Source organism: Halomonas rhizosphaerae (assembly GCF_030012485.1).
Classification (GTDB): domain Bacteria; phylum Pseudomonadota; class Gammaproteobacteria; order Pseudomonadales; family Halomonadaceae; genus Halomonas; species Halomonas rhizosphaerae.
The window spans coordinates 51,026-72,367 of record NZ_JASCQQ010000032.1 but is presented as its reverse complement, the minus strand read 5'-3'; the positions used below and the strand labels follow the sequence as shown (position 1 = coordinate 72,367).

Genomic DNA, 21,342 nt, shown 5'->3' with positions numbered 1-21,342 from the left:
TCCGGGAGCCCCGCAGGGCATGTGTCCCGCGCCCTGTCCCGCCGGGCGAGTCCCGGTGGACCCGCGTCAGTGGAACATGGCGCTGACGGATTCCTCGTTGCTGACCCGGCGGATCGCCTCGGCGATCAGCCCGGCGACGCTGAGCTGGCGGATCTTGCCGCTGCGCCGGGCGGTCTCGGAGAGGGGGATGGTGTCGGTCACCACCACCTCGTCGAGCACCGAGCCGGTGATGTTGTCCACCGCCGGCCCCGACAGGATCGGGTGGGTGGCGTAGGCCACCACGCGCCGGGCGCCCCGGGCCTTGAGGGCCTCGCCGGCCTTGCACAGGGTGCCGGCGGTGTCGATCATGTCGTCCACCACCACGCAGGTGCGGTTCTCGATCTCGCCGATGATGTGCATCACCTGGGCCTGGTTGGCCGAGGGGCGCCGCTTGTCGATGATCGCCAGGTCGGCGTTGAGCTGCTTGGCGATGGCGCGGGCGCGCACCACGCCGCCGACGTCCGGCGATACCACCACCAGGTCGTCGTAGTTCTGGCGCTCGATGTCGTCGAGCAGGATCGGCGAGCCGTAGACGTTGTCCACCGGCACGTCGAAGAAGCCCTGGATCTGGTCGGCGTGCAGGTCCATGGTCATGACCCGGTCGACGCCGGCCTTGACCATCATGTCGGCGACGATCTTGGCCGAGATCGGCACGCGCGCGGAGCGCACGCGGCGGTCCTGACGGGCATAGCCGAAGTAGGGCACCACGGCGGTGATCCGGGTGGCGGAGGCCCGGCGCAGGGCGTCCACCATCAGGATCAGCTCCATCAGGTTGTCATTGGTCGGTGCACAGGTGGACTGCAGGATGAACACATCCTTGCCGCGCACGTTCTCGTTGATCTCGACCGCGACCTCGCCGTCGCTGAACTGGCCGACCGTGGCATTGCCCAGGTAGGTGTCCAGACTCTCGGCGACCTTTCGGGCGAGTTCGGGATTGGCATTCCCGGCGAAAACCATCAATTTTGACACGCGCAGCCACCTTTGCTGTGTTGGGTCTTCAGGGATTCGGGTCGAGGGTCGTTCCGGGGCGGAATGGCTGGGGCAGGAGGATTCGAACCTCCGCATGGCGATACCAAAAACCGCTGCCTTACCGCTTGGCTATGCCCCAGCAGCCTGATCCGCTCCGGGACGTCCCGGGTGCCTTGGCGCCCGTGGGCGGGGCGGGTCATCGACCCAGCGCAGCATGGAGAGGTGAGCGATTCAGGCCGCGGGCCTTGAAGGCCTGCCAGCCGCCGGGAACCTCGGCCAGGAGCCGGTCGGCCTGGGCCTCGCTGTCGAGCCGGGCAAAGACACAGGCGCCGGTGCCGGTCAGCATGGTCGGCGCTCGGGACGCCAGCCAGTCGAGTGCATGCGCCACCTCGGGATACAGTGCCCGGACGGTGGGCTCGCAGTCGTTGCGCCAGCTCGCCGCTCCCCCCTGCAGTGCGCGCGCCATGGTAATCGGGGGGGTGTGGCGTGTCAATTGCGGTGCCTTGAACACCGCCGGCGTAGAGACCGTCACGCCGGGGTGAAGCACCACGAACCAGGGGGTATCGAGCTCGACCGGGGTGAGGCGTTCGCCGACTCCCTCGGCCCAGGCGGCGTCCCCGTGCACGAACACCGGGACGTCGGCCCCCAGGGCGAGGCCGAGGCCCGCCAGGCGTTCGACGTCGAGGCCGAGTCCCCAGAGGGCATCGAGGCCGAGCAGGCTGGTGGCGGCATCCGAGCTACCGCCACCGAGCCCCCCGCCCAGGGGCAGGCGCTTCTCGAGGAGGATATCCGCCCCCAGGCGGCAGCCGCTCTCGGCCTGCAGCAGGCGGGCGGCCCGCACGATCAGGTTGTCCTCGGCCGCCACCCCGGGCAGGCGGGGAGCGAGGCGGATCTCGCCGTCCTCGCGGCCGCGCAGGGTGAGGGTGTCGCCGATGTCGAGGAACTGGAACAGCGTCTGCAACTCGTGGTAGCCATCCGGCCGGCGGCCGGTGATGTGCAGCAGGCGGTTGAGCTTGGCCGGCGCCGGCAGCACCATCGTGTCGGGAAGGGGGGGGGACAGCGGCATGTCAGTCGTCGAGGGCCGGGCGCCAGTCGGTGACCGCCAGGGTGACTCGCAGGTCGTCATAGGCCATCACCAGGCGCCTGGGCAGCCAGAGGTCGGCGACGCGCTCCCAGTCGCGGTACTCGATCTCCCAGCCATCCTGCTCGAGGCGAAGGGGAAAGCCCAGTTCGTCCTCTTCCAGTCGATGGGGCGTGTCGTCCGCCGGCAGGCCGCGGATCCAGTCGGAGAGCGCGCTGACCGGCAGCGACCAGCCCAGCTGCTCTTCCATCAGCGCCTCCGGGGTCTCGGCCTCGAAGCGGCCCTCGGCGGTGGTCAGCGAGAAGCGCCCTTCGCGTCCCTCCAGGGTGCTGCGCCCGCTGCCGAAGGGCCCGCTGATCAGCAGCCGGTAGTAATGCGGGTGCTGGCTCCAGTCCAGGTTGGCGCTGGTGGAGTCCTCGGGGGTGCGCAGGCCGGCCTTGCCGACCAGTACCCAGGTGTCGAGTTCGGCCAGGCGTTCGGCCTGATCCTCCCACTGGCCCGCGGCGCGCTCGCCCTCGGGGGCGGGCGCCCGGCCGGCGCAGCCGGCCAGCAGGGCCAGGGCGAGCAGGGGGATCAACAGTCGCGGCAGTGTCGTCATGGCGAGTTCCGTTCGTCAGGGGGTCAGTCGTCACGCCCGGGCGCGTCGAGCTCGGGGTGGCGTTGCAGCAGCTCGTCGATCAGCGGGCGCTCCTCGAAGCGTTGCCGGGCTTCCTCGAGCAGGTCGCGTGCACGCTCTTCCTCGCCCAGCGCCCAGAGCACCTCGATGAGGTGGGCGGCGATCTCCTGGTCGGGCATGGCCGACCAGGCGCGCTCGAGCCAGGGCAGGGCCCCTTCGGGGTCGCCCTGGCGATAGCGGACCCAGCCCTGGCTGTCGAGGATGGCCGGGTTGCCAGGCTCCAGCGCGTGGGCCCGCTCGATCAGTTCGCGTGCCTCCCCCAGCCGGCCCTCGAGGTCGGCATCGGCGAGGGTGTAGCCCAGGGCGTTGAGGGCATTGGCGTTGTCCGGATCGGCCTCGATGATATGGCGAAGGTCCGCCTCCATGGCGGCGAGGTCGCCATCGGCGAAGGCGCGCATGGCACGCTGGTAGCGCAGCCGTTCGTCATCGGGGTGCTGCGAGAGTTCGCTGTCGAGCAGGGCATCCGCCTGCTCGACGAGGCCGGCCTCGTCGAGCAGTTCGACCTCCAAGGAGACCAGCTCACTGCGGTAGTCCTCATGGCGCAGCCGCTCGAGGCGCAGGAAGGCACGCGCGTCGAGCAGCCGGTCATCCTCGATCAGCATCCTGGCCGCACTCAGGCGGGCGGTCAGGAACTGCTCGCCCTCGGGCACCTGGCGGTAATAAAGAAGGGCGTTGTCCACCTCGCCCTCCTCCTCGGCGATGGCGCCCAGCAGCAGGAAGGCCAGCGGCGGGGCCTCGTCGTCACCGACCAGGGGCAGCAACAGGCGGCGCGCCGGGGGCAGGTGCTCCTCTTCCAGGAACAGCCGTGCCAGGCCGAGGCGCAGCTCGGGGTCGTCGCCGTGGTCGTCGAGCAGGGCGTCGGTGGTGGCCTCTGCGGCCTCGATGCCGCCCAGCTGGATCTCGGCGCGGGCCAGCAGCAGCATCAGGCGCGGGTCGCCCGGCGCCACCTCCAGGCCGCGTCGCGCCGCCGCTCGTGCCGCCGAAGGAGTGTCGGCCTCCAGCGCCAGGCGGGCGCGGATCTGCCATAGCTCGGGCAGCTCGGGCGCGACCCGCGTCAGCCGCGACAGGCGCTGCTCGGCCGCCGCACGCTCACCGGCGGCGGCCTCCAGCAGGGCGGTGGCCAGCTCGCTGTCGTGGTCTGCCTCGCCAGCCCCTGCCAGGTGCTCGCGCATCCTGGCCAGCAACGGCGCCGGGTCGGCACCGGCCTCGAGGGCACTCTCCACGAAGCCGGTCAGCTCCTCCTGTGCGCCGCGCGAGATGGCGGCCAGGCGCTGTTCCAGGGCGGCATCCCAGTCGCCGCGTTGGATGGCGAGGCTGGCGAGCAGGCGTGCCGGGGCGTCGCTCTCCGGCGCCAGGGCCTGCCAGCGCCGTGCGGCCTCATCGAGGAGCTGGGGGTCCTCGCTGAAGCGGGCGGCCAGGGTGGCGCGCTCGGCGAGGGGGGCGGAGCCATAGCGCTCGGCGACGTCCAGAAAACCGCGGGTGGCGCGTGGATAGTCGCCGCGCTGTCCGGCCAGTTCGGCCACCAGCAGGCCGGAGAGGCTCTCGGCATCCAGCCCGCGGGTGATCGACGGCGCACCCGCCAGCGGGTCCTCGGCGGGTTCGGCGGCCGAAGAGGCCCCCGGCAGGCCCTGGCAGCCGGCGAGCAGGATCGCCAGCGCCATTGGCGCCAGGGGGGAGCGACGAGTGATTCGGGAGAGCGTTCCGCGGGGCATGCGCGTCTCGTGCCAAAGGACGAGTCGCCAGCATAACGGCTCGGCTCCCCCGGGCAAAGCATGATCCCGGTCACGGCATGTCATGGCGCCCCGGGCGGGCGGCCTGTGGTAGAATACTGCGCTTCGAGGATGGGCGGTCCGCGTCAGCGGACACCACCATTGCGCCCCTGCCGGAACCACGACTCGCGAAGACGCCGAACGCATGACGCTTCTTGCCCTGGGAATCAACCACCGGACCGCCACCATCGAGGTGCGCGAGCAGGTCGCCTTCTCGCCGACTCAGCTGGAGGCGGCGCTGGCCGAGCTGCGTGCCCTGCCGGAGGTGCGCGAGGCAGCAGTTCTCTCCACCTGCAACCGCACCGAGCTCTACTGCGTGACCGAGGCCGTCGGCGAGCGCGAGATCCTCGACTGGCTGGGCCGTTTCCATGGACTGAGGGTGGAGGACCTCACGCGCTGTGCCTACCACTTCCACGAGAACGACGCGGCCCGGCACCTGATGCGGGTGGCGGTGGGGCTGGACTCCATGGTGCTGGGCGAGCCGCAGATACTGGGCCAGCTCAAGGAGGCCTACCAGGCGGCCCGCCGGGCCCGTGGCCTGGGCGGTGAGCTGGAGTGCCTGTTCCAGAACACCTTCGCCGTGGCCAAGCAGGTACGCACCGAGACGGGCATCGGTCGCAACCCGGTGTCGGTGGCCTACGCGGCGGTGAGCCTGGCCAGCCGCATCTTCGGCGACTTCACCCGCTCGCGGGCACTGCTGATCGGCGCCGGCGAGACCATCGAGCTGGTGGCGCGCCACCTCCACGAGGCCGGCGTGCGTCGGCTCACCGTGGCCAACCGCACCCGCGAGCGGGCTGAGGCCCTGTCCGGGCCGCTGGGCGGCGAGGCGATCACCCTCGATGCCATCCCCGAGGCCCTGGTCGAGGCCGACATCGTGATCTCCTCCACCGCCGCGCCCCTGCCGATCCTCGGCAAGGGCATGGTCGAACGGGCGCTGAAGAAGCGCCGCCACCGTCCCGTCTTCATGGTCGACATCGCCGTGCCCCGGGACATCGAGCCCGAGGTGGGCGAGCTCAGCGATGTCTTCCTCTACACCGTCGATGACCTCCAGGAGGTCATCGAGGAGAACCGCCGGCATCGCCAGGTGGCCGCCGACCAGGCCGAGTCGCTAATCGAGCACGGCGTGGGCAACTGGCAGCACGAGCGGCGGATCCGCAGCGGCGGCGAGCTGATCCGCGACGTGCGCGCCCGCGGCGAGGCCATGCGCGAGCTCTCCGAGCAGCAGGCCCTGGCGCGCCTGGCCCGCGGCGAGGACCCGGAACTGGTGATCCGCCGCCTGGCCCACCAGCTGACCAACCGGCTGATGCACCGTCCCACCGTGGCGATGCGCGAGGCGGCCTCCCGGGAGCGTCGCGACCTGCTGGAGGCCGCCACCGCCCTGCTGCTGGACGAATCCACCGACCACTCCCGATAGGATGCGCCGATGAAAGCCACCCTGCGCCAGCGCCTCGACGCTTTCGTCGAGCGCTTCGAGGAGCTTTCCGCCCTGCTGGCGGAGCCCGAGGTGATCAGCGACCAGACCCGCTTCCGCGACTACTCGCGGGAATATGCCGAGCTCGACTCCCTGGTGGAGGCCTGGCGCGAGTATCGCGCCGTGGAGGCCGACATCGCCTCCGCCGAGCAGCTCCTCGGCGATGCCGATGCCGAGATGCGCGAGCTGGCCGAGCTCGAGCGGGACGAGGGGCGCGACAGGCTGGAGGCACTCGAGGTCCGGCTCAAGCAGCTGCTGGTGCCCAGGGATCCCGACGATCGGCGCAACGTCTTCCTCGAGATCCGCGCTGGCACCGGCGGCGACGAGGCGGCGCTGTTCGCCGGTGACCTCTTTCGCATGTACTCGCGCTATGCCGAGCAGCACGGCTGGAAGGTGGAGGTGGTCAGTGCCAGCCATGGCGAGCAGGGCGGCTACAAGGAGATCATCTCCCGGGTCAGGGGCGAGGGGGTCTATGCCCGGCTCAAGTTCGAGTCCGGCGCCCACCGGGTGCAGCGCGTGCCGGCCACCGAGTCCCAGGGGCGCATCCACACCTCCGCCTGCACGGTGGCGGTGATGCCCGAGGCCGACGAGGTGGGCGACATCGATATCGACCCGAACGACCTGCGGGTGGACACCTTCCGCTCCAGCGGTGCCGGCGGCCAGCACGTCAACACCACCGACTCCGCGATCCGCATTACCCACCTGCCCAGCGGCGTGGTGGTGGAGTGCCAAGAGGAGCGCAGCCAGCACAAGAACCGCGCCAAGGCGATGTCGCTGCTCGCCGCCCGGCTCAAGCAGAGCGCCGTGGCCAGCCAGCGGCAGCAGCAGGCCGATGCCCGGCGCAGCCTGGTGGGCTCGGGCGATCGCAGCGAGCGCATCCGCACCTACAACTTCCCCCAGGGTCGGGTCACCGACCACCGCATCAACCTGACGCTCTACAAGCTCTCCGAGGTGGTCAGCGGCGAGCACCTCGACGACGTGATCGAGCCGCTGATCCACGAGTACCAGGCCGAGCAGCTGGCGGCCCTCCAGCAGGACGCCGGATGACCCTCGACGCCCTGCTCGCCCGAGCCGCCCGGCGCCTTGTTGACGCCGGTTCGCCGAGCGCGCGGCTCGATGCCGAGGTGCTGCTCTGCCACGCGCTGGGCGTCGATCGCACCTGGCTCTACACCTGGGGTGACGGCGAGGCGCCGCTTTTCGAGCGGGCCCGCTTCGAGGCGCTGCTGGCGGCGCGCGCCGCCGGCCAGCCGGTGGCCTACCTGACCGGCGAGCGCGAGTTCTGGGGGCTGCGACTTGCCACCTCGCCGCACACCCTGATTCCCCGCCCCGATACCGAGCGGCTGGTCGAGGCGGCCCTGGCGCATGGCGCGCCGCCGCGGGGCCGCCTGCTGGATCTCGGCACCGGCACTGGCGCCATCGCCCTGGCCTTCGCCAGCGAGCGGCCCGGCTGGTCGGTGGTCGGCATCGACCAGAGCCCGGAGGCGGTGGCCCTGGCCCGGCAAAATGCCGAGCGCCTTGACATCGACAACGTCGACTTCCGCGCGGGCGACTGGTTCACGGCGCTGGGCCACGAAGGCGGTGGCGCGCGCTTCGCGCTCATCGTCTCGAACCCGCCCTACATCGCCGCGGACGACCCGCACCTGCGCCAGGGTGACCTGCGCTTCGAGCCGCACAGCGCCCTGGTGGCCGCCGAAGAGGGGCTGGCCGACCTGCGCCACCTGGTGCGCGAGGCCCGTGGCCACCTGGTGCCCGGGGGCTGGCTGCTGCTCGAGCATGGCCATGGCCAGGGGAAGGCGGTGCGCGACGCCCTCGCCGCCGCCGGCTATGGGCAGGTTGCGACGCTTCGCGACCTCGGCGGCAACGACAGGGTCAGCCTGGGACGCCACGTTGAGGGCGGGACTGGAGGGGGGCGGTCGTGATGTGGTACATCTTGGTCAGAAAAAAACGCCACGTCTCGTCGCCTTTGCATTCGTGAAACCCACCGGGGTGCCATTGGTGGGGTGATTTTCAGGTGATCGTGCTGTCGCGACGACGTGAACTGCCCATTCCTATTGGCACGCCCACGACCATGAAAGCCAAGACCCGCTCGCTCGACCGCATCGACCTCAAGATCCTGCGCTGCCTGCAGGAGAACGCCCGCATCTCCTATGTCGACCTGGCCTCCCGGGTCGGGCTCTCCACCACCCCCTGCCTGGAGCGCGTCAAGCGCCTGGAGCGCGCCGGCATCATCCGCGGCTACAAGGCGCTGCTCGACCCCCGGGCACTCAAGGCCAATCTGCTGGTGTTCGTCGAGATCAGCCTGGAGACCCAGTCGCCGGCGGTGTTCGACGAGTTCCGTCGCGCCGTGGCCAAGCTGCCGCAGATCCAGGAGTGCCACCTGGTCTCGGGGCAGTTCGACTACATCCTCAAGTGCCGGATTCCCGAGATGTCCGCCTATCGCCAGCTGCTCGGCGACGTGGTGCTGACTCTGCCCGGGGTGAAGGAGTCCAAGAGCTATGTGGTGATGGAGGAGGTCAAGGAGGACTTCAGCCTCCACGTGCCCGATATCGAGGAGTTCGACGAGAAGTGAGCCCCGCGATGGATGACCAGGCCCTGCTGCGCTACAGCCGCCAGATCATGCTCGACCAGGTCGATATCGACGGCCAGGAGCGGCTGCTGGCCGGCCACGCCCTGGTGGTCGGCGCCGGTGGGCTGGGCTCACCGGTGGCCCTCTACCTGGCGGCCGCGGGCCTGGGCCGGCTGACCCTGGCCGATGCCGACGAGGTCGAGCTCTCCAACCTGCAGCGCCAGATCGCCCACGCCACCGCGGACCTCGGCCGCAACAAGGCCGAGTCGGCCCGGGAGGCGGCGCTCGCCCTCAACCCCGGCTGCACGATTCAAGCGATCACCGAGCATCTCGACGGCGCGGCGCTGGCGCGGGCGGTCGGCGAGGCGGACGTGGTGCTCGACTGCACCGACCGCTTCTCCAGCCGCTACGCCATCAACGCCGCCTGCCGCACGGCGCGGGTGCCGCTGGTCTCCGGGGCGGCCATCCGCTTCTCCGGCCAGCTTGCCGTCTTCGATGCCCGTGACCCCGACTCCCCCTGCTATGCCTGCCTCTATCCGCCTGGGGGAGGGGAGAGTGAGGAGGGCGACGAGGCGCTCAGCTGCGCCGAGAGCGGCGTGGTGGCGCCCCTGGTGGGGCTGATCGGCAGCTTCCAGGCCCTGGAGGCGATCAAGCTGGTCAGCGGTGCCGGCACGCCCCATCGCGGGCTTTCCACCTTCGATGGCCTCGGCGGCCAGTGGCGCCACTTCCGGGTGCCCCGCGACCCTGCCTGTCCGGTCTGCGGGCCGTCCTGAGGAGGGGCCCGTGAGCGACCACCCGGTGGCCCCCCTGGGCCAGGTCAGCGACTTCGACATCCGCCTGATCCGTGTCTTCAAGGCGGTGGTGGAGTGCGGCGGCTTCTCCGCCGCCGAGGGGGTGCTCGGCGTCGGCCGTTCGGCCATCAGCCTGCACATGAACGACCTGGAGCGTCGCCTGGGGCTGCGGCTCTGCCAGCGAGGCCGCGGCGGCTTCTCGCTCACCGAGGAGGGGCGCCAGGTCTACGAGGCGGGGCTCACCCTGCTGGCCTCCCTGGAGACCTTTCGCACCGAGGTGAACGGACTGCACGAGAGCCTGCGTGGCGAGCTCAACATCGGCATCACCGACAACCTGGTCAGCATGCCCGAGATGCACATCACCCACGCCCTGGCCGAGCTCAAGGCGCGGGGCCCGGAGGTGCGCATCAACATCGCCATGGAGGCGCCCGACAGCATCGCCCGGGGCGTGGTGGACGGCCGGCTTCACGTGGGGGTCGTGCCCGAGGTCAACCTGCCGTCGAGCCTGGCGAGCGAAGCGCTCTACGATGAGCGCTCCCTGCTCTACTGTGCCGACAGCCATCCGCTCTTCGCCGAGGCGGTGACGGACCCGCAGCGCCTGGCGGCCCACGAGGCAGTGGTGCCCGGCTACCCGCTGCCGGAAGCCGCCCGGGCGGCCCATGCGCGGCTGCACGGGGCCGCCACGGCATCGGATCGCGAGGGCGCGGCCTTCTTGATCCTCACCGGCTGCTATATCGGCTACCTGCCCGACCACCTGGCGGCGCCCTGGGTGGCGGCCGGCCGGCTGAGGGCCCTCTGCCCCGATAGCTGCCACTACCGCATCCCCCTGGTGGCGATCACCCAGCGCGACCGGCGTCCCCATCGCGTACTGGAGGCCTTCCTGGCCGCACTCGGCTAGGCGCCGATGCGCGTCACGCCAGCCGGTCCAGGGCCGTGGCCACGGCATCGAACAGCCGCTCGAGCTCCGTCTCCGTGCTGGCGAAGGGCGGGCCGAACTGCAGGGTGTCGCCGCCATAGCGCACGTAGAACCCCGCCTCCCAGAGCGCCAGGTGGGCGTCCCGGGGGCGGACGGTCGGATCACCGTCGCGGGGCGCGAGCTGCAGGGCCCCGGCCAGTCCGTGGTTGCGGATATCCACCAGGTGCGGGCGGCCCCTGAGGGCGTGGAGCTTCTCCTCGAACGCCGGGGCGATGGCCCGCACCTGCGCTGGGAAGTCCTCGCGCTCGAAGAGGTCCAGCGTCGCCAGTGCTGCGGCGCACGCCACGGGATGGGCGCTGTAGGTATAGCCGTGGGGGAACTCGATGGCGTGCGTCGGCCCGCCACCCGCCATGAAGGTGTCGAAGATCTCCCGGGAGGCGATCACGGCCCCCATGGGCACCGCGCCATTGGTGAGCTGCTTGGCCACGTTCATGATGTCTGGGGTGACCCCGAAGGCCTCGGCCCCGGTGCGCGCACCGGCGCGGCCGAAGGCGGTGATCACCTCGTCGAAGATCAGCAGGATATCGTGGGCGGAGCAGATCTCGCGCAGCCGTTCGAGGTAGCCCCTCGGCGGCACGATGACCCCGGCCGAACCGGACATGGGCTCGACGATCACCGCGGCGATGCTGGAGGCATCGTGCAGGGCGATCTGGTCGAGCAGGGCGTCGGCGAGCTCCGCCCCGCTGTCGGCCTGGCCGCGGGTGAAGGCGAGGGCCGGCTGGAGGGTGTGGGGCAGGTGGGTGACGTCCAGCAGCTGGCCGTAGTGCTTGCGGTTGCCGCCGATCCCGCCGAGGCTGGTGCCGCCCACGTTGACGCCGTGGTAGCCCTTGGCGCGGCCGATCAGCCGGGTCTTCTCCGGACGCCCCTGGAGGCGCCAGTAGGCACGCGCCATCTTCACCGCGGTGTCGGCGGACTCTGAGCCGGAGTCGGTGAAGAAGACGTGGTCTAGCCCCGGCGGGGTCAGCGCCGCCACCCGTTCGGCCAGCTCGAAGGCCAGCGGGTGGGCGACCTGGAAGCCCGGGGCGTAGTCCAGCCGGCCCAACTGGGCCGCCACCGCCTGCTGGATCTCGGCGCGGTTGTGGCCGGCGCCGCAGGTCCAGAGGCCGGAGAGGGAGTCGAACAGTCGCCGGCCGCGGTCGTCGATGAAGTAGCGTCCCTCGGCGGCGGTGATCACTCGCGGATGGGCATGGAAGTCGCGGTTGGCGCTGAACGGCATCCAGTAGTGGTGGTTGAGCGGGCTGGATCCCTTGTCGTTCTCTACGGCATGGGGGGCAGGAGCGGTAGACGCCGTCATGGGGGTCTCCTCGGTCGGGGCGTGGTCCTCACTGGAGGATGGGGGTAGCGTCGAGCCGATAAAAGGCTCTCCTGCTGACCCTTGCGTGAGTGAACCCTGACGTGAAGGCAGGGCCCTTTCGTGGTGTCGCCCGGGTGAGTGATGGTGATTACTTGACGAGATCTGCCCGGATTTCCGGGTGCTCGTCTATCCCTCTCCCGTCCGTGGTCTTCGTTTTTTCCTTTTTTAAACAGGTTTATACGACGGAGTTGGGGTGTGTCCTTCCGATATCCTGTGGAGCCAGGGGAGCTTCAAGGTATTAAATACTTGACAGGTGTTGCGGTGCTGGTGTCAAACTGAGGTGGCCTGTCCGGGCGCTTTCACCGGGCGGGTGATCCAACAACAACCAGCGCACCGCGCATCACAGACAGGTGTCCCGCATGACGACCCCGCCACCGCTGGCGCCGCCCGCCTCCTGGTATCGCGATTCCATCGCCGTCGAGCTCGGTGACTGTCCCCCGCTCGAGGGCGAGGTGCGGGCCAATGTCTGCGTGGTCGGCGGCGGGATCACCGGCTGCTCGGCGGCACTGCACCTGGCCGAGCGGGGATACTCGGTGGTGCTGCTGGAGGCCGGGGAGATCGGGCACGGCGCCTCCGGGCGCAGCGGGGGCCAGATCCTTCCAGGGCTGGGCACCGACATCACCACCGTGGAGAAGGCCCTGGGCCGGGAGCGGGCCCGGGATATCTGGGAGATGAGCCGCGAGGCGGTGCGGCTGACCGCCGAGTTGGTCGAGCGACACGCGATCCCCTCCGAGCTGGCCTGGGGCTACCTGCATGCCGCGGTCAAGCAGCGCCACGTGCGCGAGCTAGAGGCGTTCCGCGAGCGCATGGCGCGCGACTACGGCTACCCGGCGCTCACCATGCTCCAGGGGGAGGCTCTGCGCGAGCACGTGGTGACCGATGCCTACCCGGCGGCCCTGCATGATGCCGAGGGCGGCCACCTGCACCCCCTCAACTATACGCTGGGCCTGGCCCGGGCGGCCCGCCACGCCGGAGTGGCGATTCACGAGCGAAGTGCCGCCGTGGAGGTCCGCCACGGCCAGCCGGCCAGCGTGATCACCGCCAGCGGCCGAGTCACCGCCGACTTCGTGGTGCTGGGCACCAACGCCTACCAGGCAGGCCTGATGCCCGAACTCTCCGGTCGCATCATGCGCGCCGCCAACTACATGATCGCCACCGAGCCGCTCTCGGCCGAGCGGGCGGCCCGGGTACTGCCCCGCAATGATGCCCTGTCCGATGCCAACTTCGTGCTCGACTACTATCGGCTCTCCGCCGACCGGCGCCTGATCTATGGCGGCGAGGTCAGCTACGATGGCCGTGAACCGCGGGGCCTCGAGGCGCGCATGGATGCCAAGATCGCGCGGATCTTTCCGGTGCTCAAGGGCGTGCGCATCGACTACCGCTGGGGCGGGGACGTGGCCATCACCCTCGATCGAGCGCCGGACTTCGGCCGGCTGGGCAGCAACGTCTACTACGCCCAGGGCTACTCCGGGCATGGCATGGCCCTGTCGGGGCTGGCCGGCAAGCTGCTGGCCGAGGCCATCGCCGGCCAGAGCGAACGCTTCGACGTCTTTGCCGCCATGCCCCATCGTCACTTCCCGGGCGGGCGAGCGTTGCGCAAGCCGCTGCTGGTGCTGGCCACCAACTTCTACAAACTGCGGGACCGGCTATGAACCGGGCCATCGAGAACCGAGAGGGCACCCCCATGAGCGACACCATCACGGCGGAAGCCATCGAGTCACCGGGCACGCGACCGGCCGGGGAGGCGACGCAGGGCGAGGCGGCCCGCGAGGCCTCCTCCATCGAGATGCGGGGCCTGCACAAGCGCTTCGGCCGCGACACCGTGGCGCTGGACGGCGTCGACCTCACCATCGAGGCCGGCGAATTCTTTACCCTGCTCGGCCCCTCGGGCTGCGGCAAGACCACCCTGCTGCGCATCCTCGCCGGCCTCGAGGAGGCCGACGACGGCCGCCTGGCGATCGGCGGCAAGGACATCACCGAGGTGCCGCCCCACAAGCGCAGCGTCAATACCGTCTTCCAGTCCTATGCGCTCTTCCCCCACCTCTCGGTGCGCGAGAACCTGGCCTTCGGGCTCAAGATGCGCGGCATGCCCCCGGAGGAGCGCGAGGCCCGGGTGGCGAAGATCGCCGAGTTCATCAAGCTAGGCGATCTGGTGGACCGCCGCGTCGACCAGCTCTCCGGTGGCCAGCGCCAGCGAATCGCCCTGGCCCGCGCCCTGGTCAACGAGCCCGACGTGCTGCTGCTCGACGAGCCGCTCTCGGCACTGGACGCCGGCCTGCGCAGCCAGCTGCAGGTGGAGCTCTTGCGGGTCCAGAAGCGCCTGGGCATGACCTTCGTGTTCGTCACCCATGATCAGCAGGAGGCCATGGTGATGTCCGACCGCATCGCCGTGCTCAACGGCGGGGTGATCCAGCAGGTGGGCCCGCCCCGAGAGGTCTACGAGCGCCCGGCCAACGCCTTCGTCGCCCGCTTCATGGGCCACGACAATCTCTATCCGGTCACCGCCCGCCAGGGGGCGCGTCTGACCACGCCGATCGGCGAGCTCACCGCCGAGAACCCGGGGGAGGGCGGGCTGCTGCTGATCCGTCCCGAGACCCTGGACCTGCTGCCCGGTGAGGTGGCGGGCGACAACCACCTGCCGGCCGTGGTGAGCGAGCGGCTCTACCGCGGCAGCCATGCCGAGTATCGCCTCGAGATCGGGACCAGCACCCTGCAGGCGACCCTCAACAACCGCGGCCGGCACCTGCCCGAGGTGGGGGACCGGGTCACGGTAGCGGTGGCCCCCGAAGACCTGGTCACCCTGAGCGAGTGAGGAGACGCACATGGCCTACACCGGCGTAATGCCCTCCGCCCGCAGCCGCGGTATGGTGCGCGAGGCACGGCACCTGCTGTTCACCGTGGCCCCCGGGGCGACCTGGATCGTGATCTTCCTGGTGCTGCCCAGCGCCTACCTGATGAGCGTGGCCTTCATGACCAACGGCTCCTATGGCCTGCCGGAGTTGCCGCTGTCGCTGGAGTCGTTCCGGCGCCTGGCCGGTTTCGGCTTCCTGGGCTGGAGCCCCGGTAACCTCTACACCCTGTTGCGCTCCCTGTGGCAGACGCTGGTCTCCACCGGGCTGGTGGTGATTGTCGCCTACCCCATCGCCTACTACATCAGCACCTGCCGCGCCAAATGGCGGCCGATCATGCTGCTGCTGGTGGTGGTGCCGAGCTGGACCAACCAGGTGATCCGCACCTTCGGCTGGATGAACCTGCTGGCGCCGGGCACCCCGCTCTCCGAGCTCGCCGAGGCGCTGGGCCTGATCAGCGCCAACATGGGGCTCTACCCCTCGAACTTCGCGGTCACCCTGGGCCTGGTCTACAACTTCCTGCCGTTCATGGTGCTGCCGCTCTACGCCGCCTTCGAGAAGCTCGACACCGCCCAGGTGGAGGCCGCCCAGGACCTCTTCGCCTCGCCGGTGCGCGCCTTCTGGCACGCCGTCTTCCCCCAGACCCTGCCAGGGCTCTTGGCCGGCATCGTGCTGGTGGCGATCCCCGCCTTCGGCATGTACGTGATCCCCGAACTGCTCGGCGGCGGCAAGGGCATGATGCTCGGCAACCTGGTGGCCAACCAGTTCGCCGGCGGGGCCAACTGGCCGCTGGGGGCGGCCGGCGCGATCCTGATGCTGATCGCCACCTTCATCGGGCTGTACGCCATGCGTCGCATCGGCAGGCGCCTGGGTGGCGGCGAGGAGGTGGTGATATGAGAAAGCGCACGCTCAAGCGCGGCCTGACCGGCTTCTGGTGGTTCACCCTGGCCTTCCTCTACCTGCCGCTCGCCGTGGTGGTGCTGTTCTCCTTCAATGCCTCCAACAGTGCGGCCACCTTCACCGGCATCTCGCTGCGCTGGTATGGCCGCCTGATGGGCAACGAGGAGATCCTCTCGGCCTTCGCCAACAGCATGATCCTGGCCATCACCTCCTCGGTGATCGCGCTGGGGATCGGCTGCCTGATCGGCTACGGCATGTATCGCCATCGGCACCGCAAGCTGGGCTGGCTGATCGTGCTGATCTACCTGCCCATCGTGCTGCCGGACATCGTCTTCGGCATCTCGGAGATGGCCTTCTTCGTGCAGATCCATCGCCTCACCGGGCTGCTGCAGCCGGGCCTGGTGACCATGATCATCGCCCACGTCACCTTCCAGATCCCCTTCGTGGCGCTGATCGTCTACTCGCGCTTCGTGGGCCTGGACCCGACGCTCTTCGAGGCCGCCAAGGACCTCTATGCCTCGCCGACCAAGCGGGTCGTGCACTTCATGCTCCCGACCATCAAACCCGCGTTGATCTCGGCCTTCTTCCTCTCTTTTACGCTGTCGGTGGATGACTTCGTGATCAGCTTCTTCACCGCGGGACCGGAGAGCGCGACCCTGCCCATCTACATCTGGGGGGCGATCAAGAAGGGGGTATCGCCAGAGATCAACGCCATCGCCACACTGATGATCGGTGCGGTGGCCATCGCCGCCATCATCAGCCTGGTGTTCAGCCGTCGCCGGCAGGCATGAGCCGGCCAACCCTTCCCTAGGGGAAACGAGGAGAGTCCGAGATGACAATCAACAAGACCGCACTTGCCCTGTCCGTCGGCGCCGCGCTGCTGGCCGGCAGCGTCCAGGCCCAGGAGAACAAGCTCTATCTGTTCAACTGGACCGAGTACATGGACCCCGAGATCATCGAGGCCTTCGAGGAGAAGTACGACGTCGACGTCGTGCAGAACTACTTCAACTCGCTGCCCGAGATGTTCGCCAAGCTCAATGCCGGCGGGGTCTCGCAGTACGACATCATCGTGCCGTCCAATTACTATGTGCCGCGGCTGATCCAGACCGGCCTGGTGCAGAAGCTCGACAAGTCGAAGCTCGACAACCTCGACAACGTCATGGAGCAGTTCCAGGACCCGGCCTACGACCCGGGGGCCGAGTACAGCGCGCCCTATCAGTGGGGCACCACCGGCATCGTCTACAACACCGAGACCTTTCCGGATGCGCCCAAGAGCTGGTCGCTGCTGTTCGACCCCGAGGTCAATCCCGACCATCCCTTCGCCCTGATGGGCGACGGCCAGGTCAGCATGGGCGGCGCCTGCGCCTTCCTGGGCCACGGCTATGACTGCACCGACATGAACGCCTGGAAGGAGGCCGCCCGGCTGCTGATCGACACCAAGGGGCGCGACACCTTCAGCGGCTTCTCCGACGGCACGCCGGCGCTGCAGCAGCTGGCCCGCGGCGTCACCCACGTGGGGCTCTCCTACAACGGCGACTACCTCTTCTTCAAGGACGAGGACCCGGAAACCTTCGAGACCCTGGACTTCATGATCCCCGACGAGGGCGCCGAGATGTGGGTGGATGCGATGCTGATCCCCTCCGAGGCCCCCAACCCCGACATGGCCCACAAGTTCATCGACTTCATCCTCGATGCCGAGGTCGGCGCCCAGCTCTCCAACTACAACTACTACGCCAGCCCCAATGCGGCCGCCGAGCCCCACCTGGACGCGGTGCTGACCGAGCCGCCCGTCCAGCCCAGCGAGGCGGACATGGAGCGACTGCGTTTCACCCCCAGCCTGGAAGGCGACGCCCTGCAGACCTTCCAGCAGCTCTGGTCCGAGGTCCAGTCTCGCTGAGCGCAGGGCCCCCGGCATCGGGCCGGGGGCTCGCCATCCCGAGCAAGGAAATTCCCCATGAGTAACCGACAGGAGCAGCCGCTCCTCAACGACTGGTTCCAGAATCACGGCATCACCGAGGTCGAGTGCCTGGTCAGCGACCTGACCGGCATCCTCAAGGGCAAGATCATGCCCGCCGGCAAGTACCTCAACGGCGGCCGTCCGCGGCTGCCCGACTCGATCTTCATCCAGACCGTCACCGGCGGCTATCCCGACGACGAGGACATCCGCTTCTGGAATCCCGCCGAACGGGACATGGAGCTGGTGCCCGACGCGAACGCCGTCTACCTGGTGCCCTGGGCCGAGGACCCTACGGCGCAGATCATCCATGACTGCTTCTACCTCACCGGCGAGCCGGTGGAGCTGGCACCGCGCTACGTGCTCAAGCGGGTGCTGGAGCTCTACGCCGCCCGCGGCTGGACACCGGTGATCGCCCCGGAGGTGGAATTCTACCTGGTCAAGACCAATACCGACTCCGACTATCCCCTGGAGCCGCCCATCGGCCGCACCGGCCGCCAGGAGAGCAGCCGCCAGTCGTTCTCCATCGATGCGGTCAACGAGTTCGACCCGCTGTTCGAGGAGATGTACGACTACTGCGAGGCCATGAACCTGGACCTCGACACCCTGATCCACGAGGAGGGCGCCGGCCAGATGGAGGTCAACTTCCAGCACGGCGATCCCCTCTGCCTGGCCGACCAGGTGGTGATGTTCAAGCGCACCCTGCGCGAGACCGCGCTGCGCCACGGCATGTATGCCACCTTCATGGCCAAGCCCATGGCCAACGAGCCGGGCAGCTCGATGCACATCCACCAGAGCCTGCTCGACGCCAAGGACGGCCACAACGTCTTCGCCGACGCGGACGGCCGGCCCAGCAAGCTGTTCCACCACTTCCTCGGTGGCCTGCAGCGCTACCTGCCCTCGGTGATGCTGCTGCTGGCGCCCAACGTCAACTCCTATCGCCGGCTGATGCGCACCGAGACCAGCGGTTCGGCACCGATCAACGTGGAGTGGGGGATGGACAACCGCACCGTGGGGCTGCGTGTGCCGGTCTCTCCCCCCGAAGCGACGCGGGTCGAGAACCGCCTGGCGGGTGCGGATGCCAATCCCTACCTGGTGATGGCGGCGTCGCTGGCCTGCGGCTATCTGGGCCTGATGGGACGCCTCGAGCCGCGACCGCCGATGGTGGGGTCCGCCTGGTCCGGCGGCAACAAGCTGCCCGACGACATCGGCCCGGCCCTGGATCTGCTGCACGACTGCCAGCCTCTGGCCGATATCCTCGGCGAGCGCTTCATCCACAGCTACCTGGCGGTCAAGCGCGCCGAGCATCGCGCCTACTTCCAGGTCATCAGCTCCTGGGAACGCGAGCACCTGCTGTTGCGGGTATAGTGCGCTGAGGGGCACCGGCCCCACACCAACGTTATCCATCAGGGAGGGGACGACATGCTGCTGCGACAGTGGGCCCGGCTGGCGGGCCTGGGCCTGATGGCCGTCAGCCTGGCGGCGACGGCCGAGGAGGGCAAGCTCCGACTGTTCAACTGGTCGGACTACATGGACCCGGCGATCATCGACGACTTCGAGACGGAAACGGGCATCGAGGTGGTGCAGAACTACTACAACTCGAACGCCGAGCTCTTCTCCAAGCTCACCGCCGGGGGGGATGCCCAGTACGACCTGATCGTGCCCTCGGACTACTTCGTGCCGCGGCTGATCGACGCCGGCCTGATCCAGCCGCTGGCCGCCGAGGGCGAGGGGCTCGAGGGGCACGACAATATCCTCGCGGAGTTCCGCGCGCCGAGCTACGACCCCGAGGGTGACTACACCGTGCCCTACCTGTGGGGGGTGACAGGGATGGTCTACAACCGCGAGACCTGGCCGGCGCCCGAGCCCAGCTGGGGGCTGCTCTACGACCCCGAGGTCAACGCCGACTATCCCTTCGCGCTGCTCAAGGGCGATGCCCAGTTCACCTTCGGGACCCTCTGCGCCTTCCAGGGCCAGGGCTTCGACTGCGTCGGCGAGAAACCCTGGGTGGCGGCGGCCCGGGGGGTGATCGAGACCCGCCAGCGGGACAACTTCGTCGGCTTCGTGGATGCCACGGCGGCCATCGAGCAGGTGGCCAACGGGGTGATCCATGCCGGCATCGCCTACAACGGCGACCTGGCCGGCAAGCGTGCCGAGGACCCCGAGACCTACGGCAAGCTGGGCTTCTTCATTCCCGAGGAGGGCTCCCAGCGCTGGGTGGACGTCCTGGCGATCCCGGCACGCGCCCCGAACCCGGATGCCGCCAGGGCCTTCATCGAGTACCTGCTGCGCCCAGAGGTGGCCGCCCGACTGGCCGACTACAACTTCTACACCACTCCCAATGAGGCGGCGCTGCCGCTCGTCGATGATGCCCTGCGCGAACCGCCGGTGATGCCGGATGCCGCCGCCCGAGAGCGGCTGCATTTCACCCCCTCGGTGAGCGGCGAGGAGCTTGAGCTGCTCCAGGAGTTGTGGAGCGAGGCACGCAGTCGCTGATCCCGGCACCCCGTGCCCCGGTGCCGCCGGAGGGGGAACCCCCTCCGGCGGCCTTTTTTTCTGGTGATTATCCCATGGCGGTTCATTGCCATTGTCGGGATACTCCGCCTAACATGGGGTGTTGATGTTGAATAAAATTGCCAACAGGGGGTTCCATGTCTGTTCCATTCGAGCGCGATCACGCCGCGTCCTGGTACGCTGCCACCGCCAACGCCGCGCCCGAGCGTGCCGCCCTCGAGGGCGAGGTGGGCTGTGACATCTGTGTGGTGGGGGCGGGGTTTACCGGCATCTCCGCCGCCCTGCACCTGGCCGAGCGCGGCTTCTCGGTGGTGGTGCTGGAGGCGGTAAGGGTCGGCTATGGCGCCTCGGGTCGCAACGGCGGCCAGATCGTCAACAGCTACAGTCGCGACATGGACGTCATCGAGGAGAAGTACGGCGCCGATACTGCCCGCGCCCTGGGCGACATGGCCTTCGAGGGCAACCGCATCATCCGCGAGCGGGTCGAGCGCTACGCCATCGACTGCGACCTCAAGGACGGCAACCTCTTCGCCGCCTGCAACGCCAGGCAGATGCACGGGCTGCGCGAGCACAAGGCGCTCTGGGAGCGCTACGGCTATCGGGAGCTCGAGCTGCTGGAGGGGGAGGCCGTGAAGCGCGAGGTCAACACCGAGCGCTACACCGGCGCCCTGGTGGACCATGGCGGCGGCCACCTGCACCCGCTCAACCTGGTGTTGGGCCAGGCGGCCGCCATCGAGTCGCTGGGCGGGCGCATCTTCGAGTATTCGCCGGTCACCGGCGTGGAGCACGGCGAACCGGTGGTGGTGCGCACCGCCGGCGGCCGCGTGCGGGCCGATCGGGTGGTGATGGCCGGCAATGCCTACCTCAAGGGCGTGCTGCCCGAGATCGAGGGGAAGTCGATGCCCTGTGGCACCCAGATCGTCACCACCGAGCCGCTGGGCGAGGCGCGGGCCCGCGCCCTCATCCCCAACGGCCTGGCGGTGGAGGACTGCAACTACCTGCTGGACTACTTCCGCCTCACCGCCGACAACCGGCTGCTTTATGGCGGTGGCGTCAACTACGGCGGCAGCGACCCGGCCGACATCGCGGGCGTCATTCGGCCCAAGATGCTCACGACCTTCCCGTCGCTCGACGACGTCAAGGTGGACTATGCCTGGAGCGGCACCTTCCTGATGACGCTCAACCGCCTGCCGCAGTTCGGGGTGGTCAACGACAACGTCTACTATGCCCAGGGCTACTCGGGGCACGGCGTCACCTGTACCCACCTGGCCGGGCGGCTGATCGCCGAGGTGATGACGGGCCGCGAGGAACGCTTCGATGCCTTCGCCGGCTTGCCCCACCTGCCGTTTCCCGGCGGCCGCCTGCTGCGGGTGCCGCTGTCGGCCATCGGCGCCTGGTACTACCAGACCCGAGACCGCCTGGGCATCTGAAAG

19 protein-coding genes and 1 tRNA gene are annotated in these 21,342 nt (G+C 69.3%); 14 read left to right on the top strand and 6 right to left on the bottom strand.

Features of this window, described 5'->3' with window-relative positions; genetic code table 11:
- Positions 1–66 precede the first annotated feature (66 nt).
- From QLQ86_RS14965 to QLQ86_RS14945, 5 genes are all read right to left on the bottom strand, one after another.
- The gene (locus tag QLQ86_RS14965; RefSeq protein ID WP_181243486.1) at positions 67–1,008 is read right to left on the bottom strand and encodes a ribose-phosphate pyrophosphokinase; all 942 of its coding nucleotides are present in this window, start codon (positions 1,006–1,008) and stop codon (positions 67–69) included.
- Between the two features lie 64 nt (positions 1,009–1,072).
- Positions 1,073–1,147, bottom strand: a tRNA-Gln gene (locus tag QLQ86_RS14960).
- Positions 1,148–1,204: 57 nt separating this feature from the next.
- Positions 1,205–2,074, bottom strand: a complete 870-nt coding sequence (ispE, locus tag QLQ86_RS14955; protein WP_282817476.1) for a 4-(cytidine 5'-diphospho)-2-C-methyl-D-erythritol kinase — start codon at positions 2,072–2,074, stop codon at positions 1,205–1,207.
- Between the two features lies 1 nt (position 2,075).
- Positions 2,076–2,687 carry a lipoprotein insertase outer membrane protein LolB gene (gene lolB, locus QLQ86_RS14950; RefSeq protein ID WP_282817475.1) on the bottom strand — a complete coding sequence of 204 codons (612 nt, stop codon included), beginning with the start codon at positions 2,685–2,687 and terminating at the stop codon, positions 2,076–2,078.
- Positions 2,688–2,710: 23 nt separating this feature from the next.
- Positions 2,711–4,477: a tetratricopeptide repeat protein gene (locus tag QLQ86_RS14945; RefSeq protein ID WP_282733743.1), complete on the bottom strand. Its 1,767-nt coding sequence runs from the start codon at positions 4,475–4,477 to the stop codon at positions 2,711–2,713.
- 202 nt (positions 4,478–4,679) lie between these two features.
- Between QLQ86_RS14945 and hemA the strand changes: the two genes are divergently transcribed.
- The 6 genes from hemA (at position 4,680) to QLQ86_RS14915 (ending at position 10,260) form a co-directional block, all read left to right on the top strand.
- A complete protein-coding gene (gene hemA, locus QLQ86_RS14940) occupies positions 4,680–5,948 on the top strand; it encodes a glutamyl-tRNA reductase (RefSeq protein WP_282733744.1) in 1,269 nt (422 codons plus the stop codon).
- A gap of 9 nt (positions 5,949–5,957) precedes the next feature.
- A complete protein-coding gene (prfA, locus tag QLQ86_RS14935) occupies positions 5,958–7,052 on the top strand; it encodes a peptide chain release factor 1 (protein WP_282817474.1) in 1,095 nt (364 codons plus the stop codon).
- The gene (gene prmC, locus QLQ86_RS14930; RefSeq protein ID WP_282817473.1) at positions 7,049–7,924 is read left to right on the top strand and encodes a peptide chain release factor N(5)-glutamine methyltransferase; all 876 of its coding nucleotides are present in this window, start codon (positions 7,049–7,051) and stop codon (positions 7,922–7,924) included. Before prfA ends, prmC begins: the two co-directional genes overlap by 4 nt.
- A gap of 149 nt (positions 7,925–8,073) precedes the next feature.
- Positions 8,074–8,574: an Lrp/AsnC ligand binding domain-containing protein gene (locus QLQ86_RS14925; RefSeq protein WP_282817472.1), complete on the top strand. Its 501-nt coding sequence runs from the start codon at positions 8,074–8,076 to the stop codon at positions 8,572–8,574.
- A gap of 8 nt (positions 8,575–8,582) precedes the next feature.
- Positions 8,583–9,344: a HesA/MoeB/ThiF family protein gene (locus QLQ86_RS14920; protein ID WP_282817550.1), complete on the top strand. Its 762-nt coding sequence runs from the start codon at positions 8,583–8,585 to the stop codon at positions 9,342–9,344.
- A 25-nt stretch (positions 9,345–9,369) separates the two neighbouring features.
- Entirely contained in the window at positions 9,370–10,260 is an 891-nt protein-coding gene (locus QLQ86_RS14915; RefSeq protein ID WP_282817549.1) for a LysR family transcriptional regulator, read from the top strand.
- A 13-nt stretch (positions 10,261–10,273) separates the two neighbouring features.
- On the opposite strand, the gene QLQ86_RS14910 is transcribed toward QLQ86_RS14915, so the two are convergent.
- On the bottom strand, positions 10,274–11,632 hold the full coding sequence (locus tag QLQ86_RS14910) for an aminotransferase class III-fold pyridoxal phosphate-dependent enzyme (RefSeq protein WP_282817471.1): 1,359 nt from the start codon (positions 11,630–11,632) through the stop codon (positions 10,274–10,276).
- A 419-nt stretch (positions 11,633–12,051) separates the two neighbouring features.
- Between QLQ86_RS14910 and QLQ86_RS14905 the strand changes: the two genes are divergently transcribed.
- The 8 genes from QLQ86_RS14905 to QLQ86_RS14870 all read left to right on the top strand — a co-directional run bounded on the left by QLQ86_RS14905 (position 12,052) and on the right by QLQ86_RS14870 (position 21,339).
- Complete coding sequence (locus QLQ86_RS14905) at positions 12,052–13,344, top strand: NAD(P)/FAD-dependent oxidoreductase (protein ID WP_282817470.1); 1,293 nt, start codon at positions 12,052–12,054, stop codon at positions 13,342–13,344.
- A gap of 32 nt (positions 13,345–13,376) precedes the next feature.
- Positions 13,377–14,504: an ABC transporter ATP-binding protein gene (locus QLQ86_RS14900; protein ID WP_282817469.1), complete on the top strand. Its 1,128-nt coding sequence runs from the start codon at positions 13,377–13,379 to the stop codon at positions 14,502–14,504.
- A gap of 10 nt (positions 14,505–14,514) precedes the next feature.
- Positions 14,515–15,438: an ABC transporter permease gene (locus tag QLQ86_RS14895; protein ID WP_282817468.1), complete on the top strand. Its 924-nt coding sequence runs from the start codon at positions 14,515–14,517 to the stop codon at positions 15,436–15,438.
- Positions 15,435–16,232, top strand: a complete 798-nt coding sequence (locus QLQ86_RS14890; protein ID WP_282733753.1) for an ABC transporter permease — start codon at positions 15,435–15,437, stop codon at positions 16,230–16,232. Before QLQ86_RS14895 ends, QLQ86_RS14890 begins: the two co-directional genes overlap by 4 nt.
- Positions 16,233–16,273: 41 nt before the next feature.
- The gene (locus tag QLQ86_RS14885; protein WP_282733754.1) at positions 16,274–17,338 is read left to right on the top strand and encodes an ABC transporter substrate-binding protein; all 1,065 of its coding nucleotides are present in this window, start codon (positions 16,274–16,276) and stop codon (positions 17,336–17,338) included.
- Positions 17,339–17,395: 57 nt separating this feature from the next.
- The gene (locus QLQ86_RS14880; protein ID WP_282817467.1) at positions 17,396–18,763 is read left to right on the top strand and encodes a glutamine synthetase family protein; all 1,368 of its coding nucleotides are present in this window, start codon (positions 17,396–17,398) and stop codon (positions 18,761–18,763) included.
- Positions 18,764–18,817: 54 nt separating this feature from the next.
- Positions 18,818–19,891: an ABC transporter substrate-binding protein gene (locus QLQ86_RS14875; protein WP_282817466.1), complete on the top strand. Its 1,074-nt coding sequence runs from the start codon at positions 18,818–18,820 to the stop codon at positions 19,889–19,891.
- Between the two features lie 155 nt (positions 19,892–20,046).
- Positions 20,047–21,339 (top strand): NAD(P)/FAD-dependent oxidoreductase, encoded by a 1,293-nt coding sequence (locus QLQ86_RS14870; protein ID WP_282817465.1) that lies wholly within the window; start codon positions 20,047–20,049, stop codon positions 21,337–21,339.
- Positions 21,340–21,342 lie beyond the last annotated feature (3 nt).

Coding starts and splice junctions, on each gene's coding strand:
- QLQ86_RS14890 (WP_282733753.1), top strand. CDS start 15,435: ATGAGAAAGCGCACGCTCAAGCGCGGCCTGACCGGCTTCTGGTGGTTC.
- QLQ86_RS14885 (WP_282733754.1), top strand. CDS start 16,274: ATGACAATCAACAAGACCGCACTTGCCCTGTCCGTCGGCGCCGCGCTG.
- prmC (WP_282817473.1), top strand. CDS start 7,049: ATGACCCTCGACGCCCTGCTCGCCCGAGCCGCCCGGCGCCTTGTTGAC.
- prfA (WP_282817474.1), top strand. CDS start 5,958: ATGAAAGCCACCCTGCGCCAGCGCCTCGACGCTTTCGTCGAGCGCTTC.
- QLQ86_RS14880 (WP_282817467.1), top strand. CDS start 17,396: ATGAGTAACCGACAGGAGCAGCCGCTCCTCAACGACTGGTTCCAGAAT.
- QLQ86_RS14875 (WP_282817466.1), top strand. CDS start 18,818: ATGCTGCTGCGACAGTGGGCCCGGCTGGCGGGCCTGGGCCTGATGGCC.
- QLQ86_RS14895 (WP_282817468.1), top strand. CDS start 14,515: ATGGCCTACACCGGCGTAATGCCCTCCGCCCGCAGCCGCGGTATGGTG.
- ispE (WP_282817476.1), bottom strand. CDS start 2,074: ATGCCGCTGTCCCCCCCCCTTCCCGACACGATGGTGCTGCCGGCGCCG.
- QLQ86_RS14945 (WP_282733743.1), bottom strand. CDS start 4,477: ATGCCCCGCGGAACGCTCTCCCGAATCACTCGTCGCTCCCCCCTGGCG.
- hemA (WP_282733744.1), top strand. CDS start 4,680: ATGACGCTTCTTGCCCTGGGAATCAACCACCGGACCGCCACCATCGAG.
- QLQ86_RS14900 (WP_282817469.1), top strand. CDS start 13,377: ATGAGCGACACCATCACGGCGGAAGCCATCGAGTCACCGGGCACGCGA.
- lolB (WP_282817475.1), bottom strand. CDS start 2,687: ATGACGACACTGCCGCGACTGTTGATCCCCCTGCTCGCCCTGGCCCTG.
- QLQ86_RS14920 (WP_282817550.1), top strand. CDS start 8,583: ATGGATGACCAGGCCCTGCTGCGCTACAGCCGCCAGATCATGCTCGAC.
- QLQ86_RS14905 (WP_282817470.1), top strand. CDS start 12,052: ATGACGACCCCGCCACCGCTGGCGCCGCCCGCCTCCTGGTATCGCGAT.
- QLQ86_RS14925 (WP_282817472.1), top strand. CDS start 8,074: ATGAAAGCCAAGACCCGCTCGCTCGACCGCATCGACCTCAAGATCCTG.
- QLQ86_RS14870 (WP_282817465.1), top strand. CDS start 20,047: ATGTCTGTTCCATTCGAGCGCGATCACGCCGCGTCCTGGTACGCTGCC.
- QLQ86_RS14910 (WP_282817471.1), bottom strand. CDS start 11,632: ATGACGGCGTCTACCGCTCCTGCCCCCCATGCCGTAGAGAACGACAAG.